The organism is Ruegeria sp. L12 (genome assembly GCF_056531745.1).
Map to the genome: position 1 here is coordinate 342184 of NZ_JBQFMH010000001.1, position 15401 is coordinate 357584.

A 15401-nucleotide genomic window follows, 5' to 3' on the forward strand; every position below is an offset into this window, starting at 1 on the left:
CTGGGCGCGCTTGCCTTTGTCTCTGTGAAAAACCGATGCAACTGGTTCATTACCCATGCAGGGGCAGTTTGCAACATTCCTCATCAGGTTGGCTGTATCGGCGACGATCTTTCCTTTCCCGGGTACTCGGGATAGACCACGTGCATGGCTCTGAATTTCCCCGATCTGGCGCAGCTTTACGCTCATGCTTTCGACGACATCATCGACGTGCGCAGCCCGGCGGAATTTGCCGAAGACCACCTGGCGGGTGCGATCAACCTGCCGGTTCTCGACAATGAAGAACGGGCGCGGGTCGGAACGATCTATGTCCAGCAAAGCCCGTTTCTGGCGCGCAAGCTTGGTGCCGCGCTGGTGTTCCGCAATGCGGCCAGCCACGTCGAAAAAAGCCTGAGCCATCATGAGGGCAACTGGCGGCCGCTGGTCTATTGCTGGCGCGGCGGGCAGCGGTCGGGGTCCTTTACGTGGATGCTGCAGCAGATCGGCTGGCGGGCCGAAGTGGTCGAAGGCGGCTATCGCACCTATCGCCGACTGGTGAAGCGCTATCTCTATGACGATCCGTTGCCGCATCGACTGGTTGCGCTGGATGGCTATACCGGCACCGCCAAGACCCAGCTTCTGGCGCATCTGCAGGCGCAGGGCGTGCAGGTGCTGGACCTTGAGGGGCTGGCCAATCATCGCGGGTCTTTGCTGGGCGAAATGCCGGGCGGGCAGCCGAGCCAGAAGGCGTTCGAATCCGCTCTGGCCGCCGCCTTGTGCCGGTTGGATACGGACCGGCCCGTGGTGGTCGAGGCGGAATCGTCCAAGATCGGCGCTCTGATCCTGCCACCCTCCGTGTGGACGGCGTTAAGGGCCGCGCCGCGCATTCAGATCACGGCGTCGCTCGCGGCGCGCACGGCATATCTGGTGGGGGCGTATAACGATATCCTGTCAGATACCCAGCGGTTGCGGGACCGCTTGTCGCCGCTGCGCTTGCATCGCGGCCATGAGGTGGTCGATGGCTGGATGACCCTGATTAAAGCGGGTGATAAGCGGGGGCTGACACGGGCTCTGATGGAACAGCATTATGACCCGGCCTATGCCAAATCCCGACGTGGCCGGGCAGTCGATCTTGTTGCGGAAATCGAGGCCCCGGCGCTGGATAACACGGGCCTTGCGACGACAGCAGAGCGGATCGCGCAGGCGCTGGATCAGCTTTGAAGCCGTAGCCCGGGTTCCCGGTCTATTTGCCCGATGATTGCGGCGGGGTAGCCCGCAGCAATCAAAGTGGCGCAGAGATTGTCAGCCTGATCGGCGGGAACCGCGGCCAGCAACCCTCCGGCGGTTTGCGGGTCGTAAAGCAGGTCTGCCTTACCACCAACGGGCAGATCCGGCGTAATCGCACGGTTGTCGGCATAGAGGGTCGAGCGGATGTTCCGCTCGCTCAGTTCCAGTGCGCCTTGCATCACTGGGATCGCATTCAGATTCAGCGTCGCTCCGCAGCTGGAGGCTTCGCATATTCCCTGCAAATGACCTGCCAGACCAAAGCCGGTGACATCCGTCATCGCATGAGCGACGTGCAGGATATCAGAGGCATCTCCCTGCGGTTGGACCATCTGCGCAAAGGCTGCCGCAACCCATGCCCCGTCGGCCTGACCGGCCATCTCTGCCGCCATCAACACACCGCTGCCAAGGGGTTTGGTCAGGATCAGCGCATCGCCGGGTTTCGCACCACTCAGGGTGATCGGCTCGGCGTCGCACAGGCCGGTCAGCGTGAACCCGATCGTCATCTCATCTCCCATCGAGCTGTGGCCCCCGACGATCTCGGCCCCCGCATGGCGCATGACGTCACTGGCGGTGGTCATGATTTCGGCCATGGTCCGTTGCTGCAACTCTGCTGACATTCGGGGCAGAATGATCGTTGCGGTCGCGGCCTGAGGCTTTGCCCCCATAGCCCAGATATCGCCAAGCGCATGAACGGCGGCAATGCGGGACATCAGCGCGGGATCGTTGGTGAAGCTGCGCAGGTGGTCCGAGGTCATCACTTGCCGCACGCTACCCGTGGTGATCAGCGCCGCATCATCTCCGGGCAGGGGCGTCACATCCGACCGTTCGGGCGATGGCAGAGATTGTAGGGCGCTTTGTAGCGCGCCGCGCCCCACCTTGGCACCGCAACCGCCACACATAGGCTTCTCGCCCAAAGCGTCCTGCACTCCATCGGCATGAAGCCGGGGCAGGGCCGGGGGCTGCATCTGTGGCAACTCGCGAAAGCGGTTCATAAAAGTCTGATCGATGTGGTTTTTCCATTTCCACATCAGCGGACCGCTAAACGACGTGCCCAGCCGCTCGGCCAGAGCAGATTTGCCACCCAGCGAGATCAGCTTCAGATAGTCCTTCTGCGGCGAGTAACGGTGCATCTGACCAGCGCCCAGCGCCGCCCTGAGGTTGTCGAACAGCACCGGCGCTTCGCGCACCGCATAGACCCCTGCCTTGGGGCGCGGATTTTCGGCCAGATGGGCGCAATCTCCGGCGGCGAAAATCGCCGGGTCGCTGGATTGCAGATAGCCGTTCACGCGGACATAGCCGTCTTGAAGATCCAGACCGCTGTCGGTCATCCAATCGTAAGGGCGTGCGCCCGCTGCGCCGGTTATGAACTCTGCCGGAATTGCGCGGCCATCATTCAGTTCGATCCGTCCGGCAGAGATTTGTTTGATCGCGCTGTTTTCAAGCAACTCGACACCGAGCTGTCCCAAGGCCCGCCGGATCGTCGCGCCGGCTTTCGGCACCGTCGCGGTCAGGGCGGTGGCACTGTCGATCAGGGTGACCTGCGCCGTGCGTTCTTTGTTGCGCAACGCATGGGCCATCGCCATCACCAGCTCGACACCGGCAACGCCCCCGCCAATCACGGCCACCGATGCGGGGCCGGACCCGGCCAGATAGGCGGCCCATTGCGCGGCGAACGGACCCAGCGGTTTGGCGGGAACCGCGTGTTCGGTAAAACCGGGCAGGGCGGGCATGTCCGATGTGATGCCTACATTGACCGAGGCGACATCGAATGCCACCGGAGAGTGACCGGGCACGTGGACCAGACGCGCCTCGGGGTCGACGCCCTGAACTGCGCCCAAAATGACACGCGCACCTGCAAAACGCGCCAGCCTGACCAGATCGATATCCAACTCCCACCGGTCATAGTGACCGGCGACAAAACCCGGCAGCATTCCTGAATAGGGTGCGGTCGGGCCGGGATTGATCACCGTAACCCGCGCGCCGGGCAGCGGGTCCATACCCCATTTGCGCAAAAGCAGCGCGTGGGTGTGACCTCCGCCAATCAGCACCAGATCGCGGGTCAGGGGCAGCGGAGGTGTGTGCATGGATCTCAGTTCGTACTGTGGTCAGGGACGTCCTCGACCTGTTCGACCGCGTGGGTGGCCCAAAGCTCATCCTCGCCCGCGTCTGGCAGATCGCTGGGCTTTTCATGGCGGTGTATGTGCCATTTGGCAATGAACAGGGCCGTGATCGGGGCGGTCAGGAACAGGAACAGGGTGATCAGCAGCTCGTGCAGGGACAGTTTGCCCTCAAGCAGAACGGAATGCGCGATCGAGGCCAGCAGCACGCCGCCCACCCCCAGCGTCGTGGCCTTGGTGGGTGCGTGCAGGCGGGACATGGGGTCTTTCAGTTTGATCATGCCGAAAGAGCCGACAAAACCGAATATGCCCGAGACGATCAGGAAGAAGGTGATGAGCAGTTCGAAGATGAATGTCATGCCGCCCTCACTCGATAATATTGCCGCGCAGCATGAAGCGCGCGTAGGCCACGGTTGAGACAAAGCCCAGCATGGCGATGATCATGGCGGATTCGAAGAAAATCTCGGTTTCGACGCTCAGGCCGTAAAGGATCAGCAAGGCGATGGTGTTGATCACCATCGTATCCAGCGCCAGAACACGGGTGCCGACACCTTCCGCCGAAATGATCCGGTACAGGCACAGCATGATGGCCGCGCCGAAACACGCGAAGGCAAAGTAGATCGCATAGGTGATCATTCGAAAATCTCCTTCAGGCGGCGTTCATAGCGTTGCTTGATCTGGTCGCGCACCTCTTCGGGGTGCGGTGCGTCCAGACAATGGACCAGCAGACAATGCCCTTGCGCGGACAGATCGCAACTGACGGTTCCGGGGGTCATGGTGATGGTCCCGGCCAGCACGGTTATGGCCTCGGGCGTGCGAAGCTCAAGCGGGACGCTGACAAAGGCGGGCTGACGGTCCGCGTCGCGTTTGAACAGGATGATGCGGGCCACCGCGATATTGGCCATCACGATATCCCACAGGACCACCAGCATATATTCCGCCACCATGGGCCAATTGCGCAGCTTCGGTCGATCTGGCCAGTAGGGTTGGGTGATGAACGGAATGATGATCCCCAGCAACAGACCAAACACGACCGAGTTCAGCGACCCGTTATTGGCCAGCAGAACCCAGACAAAGGTCAGCAGGACGGTCAGATGGGGGTGCGGAAATACCCGGCGCAGAAGCTTCATCATTCTTCCCCTCCCAGCACGGCCGAGATGTAGTCATCCGGCGTATACAGTTGCACGGCGGTGTTGCTGGCATAATCCAACGCCGGCCCCGCAAACAGCGTCAGCAGGACAAGGCCCAGAAGCGCGCCAAACACCGAAGCGAAGGCGAGACCCGGATAGGGCTCGGGCGCGGTCGGGGCGCTGGCCTCTTCCTCACTAGGTTCAACGGCATCCATTTGCTGCGCATCGTAGCATTTCCAGAAGATCATGGTACCGGCGCGCGCGAGACCCACGATGGTGACGAAGGACCCGATCAGGATCACGGCCCAAACGGCATTGGCATCCGGTGACCCGCGCGAGGCGTCCAGAACCAGCAGCTTGCCGATGAAACCCGACAGCGGCGGCATACCCGCCATTGCAATCGCCCCGACGAAGAACAGGGATGAGATCAGACCGGTTTGCGGCATCGGTGCTGTGGGTGCGATGGCGCCTCCGCGGCGCTGCATCACCATATCCGCCACCAGGAACAGCAGCGCCGTCGCCAATGTGGAATGGAAGATGTAATAAAGCGCTGCAGCCGTCGCGGCCTCGTTGAACAAAGAGATTGCGATCAGCAATGTCCCCATTGAGGCGATGGCGCAGAAGGCCACCATGCGCGCGATGTGCTGTGAACCCAGAATACCGATGGCACCCACCGCCAGGGTGGCCAGCGCCGCCGGTTGCAACCATGCGCCGACCAGCCCTTCGGTTGCGGCAACATCCGGCCCGAAGACCAGCGTATAGACCCGCAGGATCGAATACGCCCCGATCTTGGTCATGATCGCGAACAGCGCCGCCACAGGCAGCGGCGCATTGGCATAGCTGGCGGGCAGCCAGAAATGCAGCGGCAGCACGGCCGCCTTGATACAAAAGACCAGCAACAGCAGGACTGCCCCGACCCGAAGCAAGGCGGTGTCCTCGGGCGGGATTTCGGCCACCCGGACTGCCAGATCGGCCATATTCAGCGTGCCGGTCACCGCATAGATGGTGCCCAGCGCAAACAGAAACAGGGTCGAGCCCAGCAGGTTGTAGGCGACATATTGCACACCGGCCTTCAGACGCACCGCACCGCCCCCATGGGTCATCAGCCCGTAGGAGGCGATCAGCAGGACCTCGAAGAAAACGAACAGGTTGAAAGCATCGCCGGTCAGGAAAGCGCCGCACACACCCATGAGCTGGAAATGGAACAGGGCGTGGAAATGTTTGCCGCGCTCGTCCCAGCCCGAACCTATGGCGTATAAGACGATAGGCAGCGCCAGCAAAGCGGTCAGCAGCACCATCATGGCCGACAGTTTGTCCAGTACCATGACGATGCCAAACGGAGCGGGCCAGTTGCCCAGCTCATAGACCTGGATATCTCCACTTGTGGCCTGAGCGGTGATGGTCAGGGCGATGCCCAGCAACCCCACGACACCCGCGACCGAGAAGATGCGCTGCAGGTCCAGGTGATAGCGCAGGACCATGATGATAAAAGGGGCCAGGATCGCGGGCAGGACGATCGGCGCAACGATCCAGTGATTCATGCGTCTTCTCCCGGCGCGTCCACGCTGTCCTGCGCGGTCATGTCGATATGGTCATCCTTCGAGGACAGATAAGCGGAAAGCGCAATCATCACGATCACCGCCGTCATCCCGAACGAAATCACGATGGCCGTCAGTACCAGCGCCTGCGGCAGCGGATCGGTATAGGGGACGTCCTTGTACTTGTTCAGCACTGCAGGCGCGTTCAGCGCCAGCCGTCCGGTGGCGAACAGGAACACGTTCACCGCGTAAGTGATCAGGGACAGGCCCAGGATCACCGGGAATGTCCGGCGGCGCAGGATCAGGAAAATCCCGGCGGCGGTCATGACGCCTACGGCTGAGGCTACGAGCGCTTCCATCAGGCCTGCTCCTTCTCTTTGTCTTCTTCCGGAGGATCGTCCCGCAGCGGGTTGATATCCATCGGGAACTCTTTGGCCATGCCCGGTTGCCATGCAAAGCGCGACAGGCTTTCCAGCGCCAGCATCACCGCGCCCAGAACTGCAAGGAAGACGCCAGTGTCGAACAGAATAGCGGTGGCCCACTCGAACTCTTCCAGCGGTGGCCAGTGGATATAACCGAAATCGCTGGTCAGGAACGGACGCTCGTTGAACCAGGCACCCAGACCGGTGGCCGCAGCGATCAGTACGCCCCAGCCAATGGTGCCGTGATAGTAGAACCGCTGACGTTCAACAGCCCAGGTATAGCCGCTGGCCATGTACTGCATCAGATAGGCGATGGCCACGATGAGGCCCGCGATAAAGCCGCCTCCGGGCTGGTTATGGCCACGGAAGAAGATATAGGCCCCGACCATCAGGGTAATCGGCATCATCACGCGGGTGACGACCACCATCATCAGCGGGTGCGAATCCCCCGATTGCGGCCAATGCGGTTTGCGGTTCAGCAGGTAGGCGCGCACGTTGCTGCCCAGAACGGATTCTGTCAGCGCAAAGATGATCAATGCTGCGATACCCAGCACGATGATCTCGCCAAAGGTATCAAAGCCCCGGAAGTCGACGAGGATCACGTTGACCACATTTGTGCCGCCGCCGCCCTTGTACGAATTGGCCAGATGGAAATCCGAGATCGTCGGAAACGCGAAATCCCGCATCATCAGCGCATAGATCAACGCGCCCGTGCCAATCCCGGCGACCACCGAAATCGCTGCGTCACGCCAGCGTCGGGCGGCGCTGCTGTCCCACGGTGTCTCGGTCGGCAGGAAATTCAGCGACAGCAGAAGCAGGATCATCGTCACCACCTCGACCGAAATCTGTGTTAGCGCCAGATCAGGAGCCGAGAGATAGTTGAATGCCATCGACACAATCAGGCCGACAACGCCGATCAGTACCAGCGACAGCAGGCGATTGCGGTGGAACCACATGATCGCAATCGTCGCGCCCACCAGACAGACCCAGCCGATGATGGGAATGATCTGCGCCGTCAGCGGCACCCGCGTCTCAACGCCAATGGTTCCGGTGGTATAGGCGTAATAGCCAAGCCCAACGGTGAAGGCGACGAAGATGATCGCATAACGGCTGAGAACGCCATTGTGCAGCTCCTCCGTGATCCAGCGGCTGAGGCGGGTCAGCGCGTCGATGATCGCCTCGAAAATGACTTTCGCCTCGGGGCGGGGCAGGGCGTTCCAGATCTGGTCACCGCGTTTATGCAGCGACAGCAGGAACAGGCCGCCCAGCGTCGCCACAGCCGACATGTAAAGCGCGGGCGTGAAACCGTGCCACAGCTTCAGCGAGTAATAGGGCAGCTTCTCGCCACCGATCACCGCGCTGGACACAACCGCGACAAGCGGGCCAACGATGGCCGCGGAATAGAGGCCGATCAGGACGACCAGCACCACAAGGAATGCCGGGGCCAGCCAAAGACCGACGGGCGGGTCATGCGGATGCGCCGGATAATCCTCGCGTTCGGGGCCCAGAAAAACATGGCCGACAAAGCGGAAGGAATAGGCCGCCGAGAAAAGCGCCGCCAGCAGAGCCAGACCGGGCACCAGATAGTGCGAGTTCAGCCAGGTGGTGTGTACCGTCTCCTCCAGCATCATCTCTTTTGACAGGAACCCGTTCAGCGGCGGCAGGCCCGCCATCGACAAGGCCGCGATGGTGCCGATGGTAAAGGTGATCGGCATCAGGTGGCGCAGGCCACCCAGCCGCTTGACATCGCGCGTTCCGGTCTCGTGGTCGACAATCCCGGCGGTCATGAACAAAGCTGCTTTGAAGGTCGCGTGGTTGATGATGTGAAAGACGGCGGCGACCACGGCGATCTTGGTGCCGAACCCCAGCAGCATGGTCACCAGACCCAGATGCGACACGGTGGAAAACGCCAGCAGCGCCTTGAGGTCGTCCTTGAACAGCGCAATCACAGCACCCAGCAGCATGGTGATCAGGCCGGTGGTGGCGACGATATAGAACCATGCGTCGGTCCCTGCCAATACGGGCCACATCCGCGCCATCAGAAACAGCCCGGCCTTCACCATCGTGGCCGAGTGCAGATAGGCCGAAACCGGCGTCGGCGCGGCCATCGCATGGGGCAACCAGAAGTGGAACGGGAACTGCGCCGACTTGGTGAAACACCCCAGCAGAATCAGGATCAGCGCAGGCATGTAATAAGGCGAGCTTTGGATCAGGTCCTTGTTCTGAAGAATCACGCTCAGGTCATAGGACCCCACGATATTGCCCAGAATCAGCATCCCGGCGATCATCGCCAGGCCACCCGATCCCGTGACAGCCAGCGCCATGCGCGCACCTTGCCGTCCCGCGGGCAGATGCTTCCAATAGCCGATCAGAAGGAATGAGCTAAGCGATGTAAGTTCCCAGAAAATAAGCAGAAGAAGGATGTTGTCCGACAGAACAATTCCGACCATCGCGCCCTGAAACAACAGCAGATAGGTATAGAACTGCCCCATCGGGTCTTCGCGCGACAGATAGAACCGCGCATAGAGAATGATCAGCAGCCCGATACCCAAAATCAGCAGCGCAAACAGAAAACCCAGCCCGTCCAGCATGAAGTTGGCGTTCAGGCCCAGGCCCGGTATCCAGTCGAACCGAGCTGTCACCACCTCTCCGCGCATCACGCTGGGGATATGGATCAGCAATCCCATAAGGGCGAGGAAAGTGGTCAACCCTGCGGCCGAAGCTGCTGCGTTTCGTCCTGCCCGGATCAGGAGGGCTGGAAAAACAGCTCCGAGGAAGGGAAGGGCCGCGATGAGGAATAGGGACAAGTGCGATACTCCGGTCTTGGCGGTCAATATGACTGAATTGCCAAGGATAATTTATTGACTGCTCGGAAATTGCAAGGTTCCGAAGGGCTTTAAAAGGTGCATATTGGATGAGATTTAGCTGCAGGACAATGACGCGAACTTGATCCGAGGCCCGGATTTCCTGAAAGCATAGCGTTTTGTCCTATGGTAAAACCAAGCTGATACTGCGCGAAAGGGACCGCATGGCGGACGCGAGAAACCGGACCCGACGGTGGGTTTTGCTGGGTGGCAGCGCCGCCATCGCCTCGGGCTTTGCGATCCGCGAATACCTTCTGATTCCACAAGATTATGCGGGTGGAAGGCTGGAGGTCGCGCAAGCCCATCAACAAGCTGTCTCGGGTAAGGTGCTTCTGGTCGATATCCGCACCCCGCGCGAATGGCGGGCGACGGGCATAGGGCAGGGCGCGCAGCCGCTGGATATGCGGCGCGAGGATTTCGTGCAGGCGCTGATGCAACTGACGGGGGGCGATGCCTCGGCTCCGGTCGCGTTGATCTGCGCCCGCGGCGTCCGGTCGGCACGGCTGAGCAATCGGCTGACCGAAGCAGGGTTTACCAATGTCATCGATGTGCCCGAAGGGATGCTCGGCTCTGCCGCAGGGCCAGGCTGGGTGCGCGCCGGGTTGCCGGTAAAGGCTTACTCAGAGGGGACGTCATGAAAACGCAATACTGGATGTCTTTCTGTCTGGCATTTGCAGGGCAATCGGCCCTTGCCGCCTGTGGTCCGGATGCGGGCACCTGCGAAACGGAGTCGGGCGCTTATCACATCGAACTTCCCGACGCCGAAAACCCGCCATTGGTGGTTTTCCTGCACGGCTATGGCGGCAGCGGCGCCGGGACTATGAAAAACCGAAGCATGGTCGATCCGTTGCTTGATCGCGGTTATGCCGTGATGGCGCCCGAAGGGCTGGAACGTCCCGACAGGGGCGGTACGAAAAGCTGGAACTTCTATCCGGGATTCGGGGAGCGCGACGAAACCGCGTTTCTAACCGAGGCGGTCGGAGATGCGGCTGCGCGGTTCGGCATCGACGGCAACCGCGTGGTTCTGGGCGGTTTCTCGGCCGGTGCTTTCATGGTGAACTATCTCGCCTGTGACGCGCCCGAGACATTCTCGGCCTATGTACCCGTTTCAGGTGGCTTTTGGCGACCGCATCCCGAGGCCTGCGAAGGGCCGGTGCGGATGTTCCACACCCATGGCTGGACGGACAACGTGGTGCCGCTGGAGGGTCGCCTTCTGGGGGGTGGCAGATTTCATCAGGGCGATATCTTTACCGGGCTGGAGATCTGGCGCGTTGCCAATGGATGCGTCGACACCAAGCCCAGCGGGTTTTCGACCACGGGCCAGTTCATGCGCCGGAATTGGATGGGATGCGCCGAAGGCAGCGCGTTGGAATTTGCGCTGTTTCCGGGTGGTCATACCGTGCCCAAAGGCTGGGCCGATATGATGGTGGACTGGTACGAGGGGTTGCCCGGCAGCTGATCACTCTGCCGGGGTGACGATGCCCTTGCCTTCGATCAGGCGTTTCAGCTCATCACGATAGCGCCGGGCTGACCGGGTGATGGCGGGCTCGCGGACATCTTCGCGCATCCCGACCATCCGGCGTGCGGTGCCCGCCGAGACACCGCTGAGCGCTGAAAGCGGTATTGCCAGCGCCAGGCTGACCGCAATCGGTGCCAACCAGACCGAGACCAGACCGGCGAGAATACCAACGCTCAACGCCACGCCGCTGACGGTCTCAAGCGTGTGGCACAGGACTAGGGTGCGCAGCCCATAGCTACCGCCATCGCGCGCCTGCGGAGACCAGCCTTTTTGAACGCCCAGAGCGGTGCGGAAAACAGCGATCATCTGCTGCACCATCAGGATCGGAGCATATAGGATCGACAGGACGACTTCGGACAGGAACGAGGTGAAGAACTTGCGTGTCCCCCCGAAATCGGAATAACGCACGCCGCTGAGGGGCAGGGCGGCCACACCCAGAACCTTGGGGGCCAGCAGCATCGCATACATCACCAGAATGATCAGCACATGGCGCGTCTCGGACATCTCGGGCCATTGCGGGAACAGCGGGTTGTCGGGGCTGAAATAGTGCAGGACCGAGGCTTCTTTGCCCTGACCGATCAACGCCCACATCACCAGCAGCGCAAACCACAGCGGCGACATCAGATAGCCCACCGCGCCATGGAACATATGGAACCGCGAAACCGCGCGAAACCCGGTCGAGCCCAGCAGTTTCAGGTGTTGCAGGTTGCCCTGACACCAGCGGCGGTCGCGCATGGCGTGGTCGATAAGGGTGGGTGGTGTCTCTTCATACGAACCGCGGATGCGCGGCAGGAACCGCACGGCCCATCCGGCGCGGCGCAGCAATCCGGCCTCGACGAAATCGTGGCTCATGATCAGCTTGTCCTGCCCGCCGAACGAGCGCAGCTTGGGCAGGCCCGCGCTTGAAGCGAAGGCGCGGGTGCGAATGATGGCGTTGTGGCCCCAATAGTTGCCTTCCTGCCCGCACCAGCGCGCAAGGCCTTCGGCGAAGGCGATGCCATAGACGCCATTGGCAAACTGCTGCATCCGGGCAAAGACCGATTGCGCGCCGATCAGTTGCGGATAGCTTTGGATCAGACCCGCGCCGGGATCACGCGCCAGAGCGTCCGTCAAACGGGTGATTGCGCGGCCGGTCATCAGGCTGTCGGCATCCAGAACCAGCATTGCATCCCAATCCGCGCCCCAACGGCTCACCCAATCGGCGATGTTGCCCACTTTACGATCCGTGTTCTGCTCGCGGCGGCGGTAGTACAGCTCAAGTCCCGGTGCCAGCGTGGTGCGCAGCGCCTCGACACTGGCCTGTTCCTGCGCGGCGATCTCGGGGTCGCGCGTGTCGGACAGGATGAACATGGCATAGTGATGCTGACCGCCGCGTTTCTGCAGGTCTTCCAGCATCGTGCGGGCGTTGCCCAGCACGTTCCACGGCACCTCGTTATAGACGGGCGTCAACAGCGCCACACGCAGCGGTTGCGGGCGGCCCTCGCGTTTGGGCTGTTCCTGCCGGGACAGCGAAACCATGCCCAGCAGCACGGTGCAGACGGTGAAGGAAATCCAGAAGAAGTTGAATGAGATCAGCGTCAGCAGGATGCCTTCGATCAGATTGATCCCTTCGGCGCTGAACCAGTCGGACATGACCCATAGCAAACCCAGCGTGGCCGCCATCGCCGGAGAAAAGGCAAGCGCACGCCAGAACCCGGCCGACGGCCCGCGTCCGCCTTCAGGCACCTGTGCATCGCGGAAGCCCTGCGCAAAATTCTGCGCCGGCATCGCCAGAGGCGCCTCGGGCGGCATGATATGAAGGTCGTGGTTCATGTGGTCCAACGGTAAAGCCAGACCTCGGAGGCCGGCTGTTTGTCTTTCAGCAATTGCGCGCGCAATTCGACGTGGTTGCGTTCACCCGGCTGGAACGAGAACGCCAGCCGCAGACCGCCCGTATCGGGGTTGCGTTGCAGCACGCCTTCGGAGGTTTCGGCATGGGGTGAATTCACGAAGATGGTCATGGCCTCGGGGTCGTCGAACAACTCGCTGGGTTCAAAGTCGATGACGGCCAGACGACCTTCGCCAAAGGTATTGTCGCCCATCGCGGTGTTGATCACGCGCGGCATCGGCGTGCGCTGCGGCTCTTCACCCCAGATCAGGCGATAGGACAGGTCGATCTGGCTGCCCGCCGCGTAGGGCTCCATCGGACGCCAATAGGCGACGATATTGTCGTAAATCTCCTGATCCGCCGGGATTTCCACCAGCGTAACCGTGCCTTTGCCCCAATCGCCATTCGGCTCGACCCACAGGCCGGGACGCTTGTGATAGTTCGCCTCCAGGTCGGCATAGTCCGAGAATTCACGCTTGCGCTGCATCAGGCCAAAGCCGCGCGGGTTCATATCGACAAAGGACGAGATTTGCAGACGGGTCGGATTTGCCAGCGGTCGCCAGATCACTTCGCCCGCGCCATTGCGGATCAGCAGTCCGTCGCTGTCATGCACGGCGGGGCGGAAATCGTCGAAACGGCTGTGGTTGGTCTGATCGTACAGGAACATCGACGTGCCCGGCGCAATTCCGACATGCGGTAGTTCGGTACGCGGGAACAGGGTCGCCTCGACCTCCATCACGCAATCCGCGCCAGCGGTGACGTTGAAACGGTAAGCGCCGGTGACGCTGGGGCTGTCCATCAGCGCGTGGACGACCATGTTGCGCTGACCCGGTTTGGGGCGCTCCAGCCAGAACCGGATGAACTCGGGGAACTCCTCGCCATCCGGGTCGCCGGTTTTCAACGCTAGACCGCGTGCGGACAGGCCATAGACCTCGTGCAAACCAATGGCGCGGAAATAGCTTGCCCCCTGCCAGACACAGAACTCATCAGTTTTGCCGGGGCGATGCATCTCGGTGCGCAAACGAAGCCCCGAGAAACCCAGAGTATCGTCGATAGGCAATTGCGGCACATCTTCGGATTTGTCGAACATCGACAGATCAAAAGCGACCGGCTTGGTCATGCCGTCCTCGACCGTCGAAACCTTCACGGTGCGTGGGAAATACAGGCCCGGGGTGAAGAAATCGACGTTGAAGGGTGTCTCGGTTTCGTACCACAGCGCACGGTCCAGCCGGAACCGGATCGAGCGGTACTGCTGATAGGTCAGGTCCTGCCATTCCTGCGGAACCATCTCACGTTCTGCATAGTCACGGCTGGCCAGATCGCGGGCCATGGCGATGACGTCGTTTCGGCTGAACGGAGTCTCTCCACCCGTGGCATAGGCCGCAGGGGCAAAAGCCAAAGCCGTTGAAGAGGCGAGAAATGCGCGACGTGTAAAATTCATTTCTTCGATTTCCAGGGATGAGACTTGAACCAGGCGGCCAGATAGGCCACGCCGATGATCATGGCAAAGCCAATCATGTTAGCGACAAAGACACTGGCGACATCCCGCCCACTCAGGTCCAGTCCGACGCCGATAAGCCGTGCTGCCGCCATGGAAAACACGAATACCGCAAGCGATTGTTGGCCGACCTTGGTGATGACGGTCAGCAGGAATTGCCAGACCCTGGCCGCGGCGCCATGGCCGGTTGCGATCAGGCGGTGGCCGTGTTCGCCCGCAACCACCCAGCCCAGATAGGCCAGCGACAGGAAGTGCATATAGCGGAACAGGCCAAAGTCGGTCTTGTCCCGAAATTCCTTCGTCACCGGCCAGACTTTGCGGATTTCATCCGCCAAATCCGGTGCCGCAGCATTGATCCATGTGAACACTTTCCAGGATCCGAACGGCATCGAGAAGATCAGGAACAGCGCCGCCGCCCAGATCAGGGTTTTCGAGACCGGAGGCGCCGGAATCCAGCCACGCATGAAGGCAAAGCCGGTGAAGAACAGCAATTGCCAGCCGAACGGGTTGAAGAACCACTGACGATCGGACCAGGGTTCGGCCGGAAGATCGAGATAGTCGAATTGTGCCACCAGCCAGATCATGACCGAGGCCAACGCAACGGCCCAGAACCCGATGCGGTGCAGCCCCATGAACAGCGGCATCATCGCCAGAACCACCAGATACATCGGCAGGATGTCAAAGTAGTTGGGCACATAGGTCAGTGTGAACAGCCCCACAATCTGCGGGGCAGGGTCGTTGAAGAAATGCTGCAGGTTCAGCGACGAGATATAGGTTTTCTCGAACAATCCCGACTGATCCAGCGCAGCCATGGTCATGGCAACAAAGAAGAACAGGCCGATATGGGCCCAATAGACCTGCCAGATCCGGAAGGACACGCGCGCGGTGCCCATCCACCAACCCTTGCGCATGAACGCTCCGCCAAAGGCGATTGCCGATGCCATGCCCGAACAGAAGACGAAAATCTCGGTCGCGTCCGAAAACCCGAACCGCGCGGGAATCCACTTGGCCCAGGGGTCGTTCGGAATATGGGCAATCAGGATGATGAACATCGCGATGCCGCGGTAGAAATCCAGCCGCGGATCGCGCGTGCGGGCAGGGGCCGCAGCCATAGCCGCAACCGGAGCAAAATCAGAAGCGGGCGATGCAGTCGCCATACAGTTTCTGTCCTTCTTGGTCTTTT

Annotated in this window: 13 protein-coding genes; 3 read left to right on the forward strand and 10 right to left on the reverse strand. The window is 61.1% G+C overall.

The window, feature by feature from the left end; translation table 11 throughout:
* Positions 1 to 144: 144 nt before the first annotated feature.
* Entirely contained in the window at positions 145 to 1197 is a 1053-nt protein-coding gene (mnmH, locus tag ACR0K9_RS01675; RefSeq protein WP_480820244.1) for a tRNA 2-selenouridine(34) synthase MnmH, read from the forward strand.
* On the opposite strand, the gene selD is transcribed toward mnmH, so the two are convergent.
* The 7 genes from selD to ACR0K9_RS01710 are packed head-to-tail and all read right to left on the reverse strand — an operon-like array spanning position 1188 to position 9277.
* Positions 1188 to 3347, reverse strand: coding sequence for a selenide, water dikinase SelD (selD, locus tag ACR0K9_RS01680; RefSeq protein WP_480820246.1), 2160 nt, complete (start codon positions 3345 to 3347; stop codon positions 1188 to 1190). The genes mnmH and selD overlap by 10 nt on opposite strands.
* Before the next feature lie 5 nt (positions 3348 to 3352).
* Positions 3353 to 3739 (reverse strand): Na+/H+ antiporter subunit G, encoded by a 387-nt coding sequence (locus tag ACR0K9_RS01685; protein ID WP_480531480.1) that lies wholly within the window; start codon positions 3737 to 3739, stop codon positions 3353 to 3355.
* Between the two features lie 7 nt (positions 3740 to 3746).
* A complete protein-coding gene (locus ACR0K9_RS01690) occupies positions 3747 to 4016 on the reverse strand; it encodes a K+/H+ antiporter subunit F (RefSeq protein WP_480531482.1) in 270 nt (89 codons plus the stop codon).
* Positions 4013 to 4510, reverse strand: a complete 498-nt coding sequence (locus tag ACR0K9_RS01695; protein WP_480820621.1) for a Na+/H+ antiporter subunit E — start codon at positions 4508 to 4510, stop codon at positions 4013 to 4015. The genes ACR0K9_RS01690 and ACR0K9_RS01695 overlap by 4 nt, the downstream gene beginning before the upstream one ends.
* Positions 4510 to 6051: a monovalent cation/H+ antiporter subunit D gene (locus ACR0K9_RS01700; protein WP_480531484.1), complete on the reverse strand. Its 1542-nt coding sequence runs from the start codon at positions 6049 to 6051 to the stop codon at positions 4510 to 4512. Before ACR0K9_RS01700 ends, ACR0K9_RS01695 begins: the two co-directional genes overlap by 1 nt.
* Positions 6048 to 6407, reverse strand: a complete 360-nt coding sequence (locus ACR0K9_RS01705) for a Na+/H+ antiporter subunit C (protein WP_480531486.1) — start codon at positions 6405 to 6407, stop codon at positions 6048 to 6050. Before ACR0K9_RS01705 ends, ACR0K9_RS01700 begins: the two co-directional genes overlap by 4 nt.
* A complete protein-coding gene (locus ACR0K9_RS01710) occupies positions 6407 to 9277 on the reverse strand; it encodes a monovalent cation/H+ antiporter subunit A (RefSeq protein ID WP_480820248.1) in 2871 nt (956 codons plus the stop codon). The genes ACR0K9_RS01705 and ACR0K9_RS01710 overlap by 1 nt, the downstream gene beginning before the upstream one ends.
* Before the next feature lie 221 nt (positions 9278 to 9498).
* On the opposite strand from ACR0K9_RS01710, the gene ACR0K9_RS01715 reads away from it, so the two are divergent.
* Both ACR0K9_RS01715 and ACR0K9_RS01720 read left to right on the forward strand, forming a co-directional pair.
* Positions 9499 to 9972 carry a rhodanese-like domain-containing protein gene (locus ACR0K9_RS01715; RefSeq protein ID WP_480820250.1) on the forward strand — a complete coding sequence of 158 codons (474 nt, stop codon included), beginning with the start codon at positions 9499 to 9501 and terminating at the stop codon, positions 9970 to 9972.
* The gene (locus ACR0K9_RS01720) at positions 9969 to 10793 is read left to right on the forward strand and encodes a CE1 family esterase (RefSeq protein WP_480820252.1); all 825 of its coding nucleotides are present in this window, start codon (positions 9969 to 9971) and stop codon (positions 10791 to 10793) included. Before ACR0K9_RS01715 ends, ACR0K9_RS01720 begins: the two co-directional genes overlap by 4 nt.
* On the opposite strand, the gene mdoH is transcribed toward ACR0K9_RS01720, so the two are convergent.
* From mdoH to ACR0K9_RS01735, 3 genes are read right to left on the reverse strand one after another with little or no spacing between them, the layout of a single operon-like run.
* Positions 10794 to 12665, reverse strand: coding sequence for a glucans biosynthesis glucosyltransferase MdoH (gene mdoH / locus ACR0K9_RS01725; protein WP_480820254.1), 1872 nt, complete (start codon positions 12663 to 12665; stop codon positions 10794 to 10796).
* Positions 12662 to 14161, reverse strand: coding sequence for an OpgD/OpgG family glucan biosynthesis protein (locus ACR0K9_RS01730; RefSeq protein ID WP_480820256.1), 1500 nt, complete (start codon positions 14159 to 14161; stop codon positions 12662 to 12664). The genes mdoH and ACR0K9_RS01730 overlap by 4 nt, the downstream gene beginning before the upstream one ends.
* Positions 14158 to 15375 carry an OpgC family protein gene (locus ACR0K9_RS01735; RefSeq protein WP_480820258.1) on the reverse strand — a complete coding sequence of 406 codons (1218 nt, stop codon included), beginning with the start codon at positions 15373 to 15375 and terminating at the stop codon, positions 14158 to 14160. The genes ACR0K9_RS01730 and ACR0K9_RS01735 overlap by 4 nt, the downstream gene beginning before the upstream one ends.
* Positions 15376 to 15401: the final 26 nt, after the last annotated feature.

Coding starts and splice junctions, on each gene's coding strand:
- mnmH (WP_480820244.1), top strand. CDS start 145: ATGGCTCTGAATTTCCCCGATCTGGCGCAGCTTTACGCTCATGCTTTC.
- selD (WP_480820246.1), bottom strand. CDS start 3,347: ATGCACACACCTCCGCTGCCCCTGACCCGCGATCTGGTGCTGATTGGC.
- ACR0K9_RS01685 (WP_480531480.1), bottom strand. CDS start 3,739: ATGACATTCATCTTCGAACTGCTCATCACCTTCTTCCTGATCGTCTCG.
- ACR0K9_RS01690 (WP_480531482.1), bottom strand. CDS start 4,016: ATGATCACCTATGCGATCTACTTTGCCTTCGCGTGTTTCGGCGCGGCC.
- ACR0K9_RS01695 (WP_480820621.1), bottom strand. CDS start 4,510: ATGAAGCTTCTGCGCCGGGTATTTCCGCACCCCCATCTGACCGTCCTG.
- ACR0K9_RS01700 (WP_480531484.1), bottom strand. CDS start 6,051: ATGAATCACTGGATCGTTGCGCCGATCGTCCTGCCCGCGATCCTGGCC.
- ACR0K9_RS01705 (WP_480531486.1), bottom strand. CDS start 6,407: ATGGAAGCGCTCGTAGCCTCAGCCGTAGGCGTCATGACCGCCGCCGGG.
- ACR0K9_RS01715 (WP_480820250.1), top strand. CDS start 9,499: ATGGCGGACGCGAGAAACCGGACCCGACGGTGGGTTTTGCTGGGTGGC.
- ACR0K9_RS01720 (WP_480820252.1), top strand. CDS start 9,969: ATGAAAACGCAATACTGGATGTCTTTCTGTCTGGCATTTGCAGGGCAA.
- mdoH (WP_480820254.1), bottom strand. CDS start 12,665: ATGAACCACGACCTTCATATCATGCCGCCCGAGGCGCCTCTGGCGATG.
- ACR0K9_RS01730 (WP_480820256.1), bottom strand. CDS start 14,161: ATGAATTTTACACGTCGCGCATTTCTCGCCTCTTCAACGGCTTTGGCT.
- ACR0K9_RS01735 (WP_480820258.1), bottom strand. CDS start 15,375: ATGGCGACTGCATCGCCCGCTTCTGATTTTGCTCCGGTTGCGGCTATG.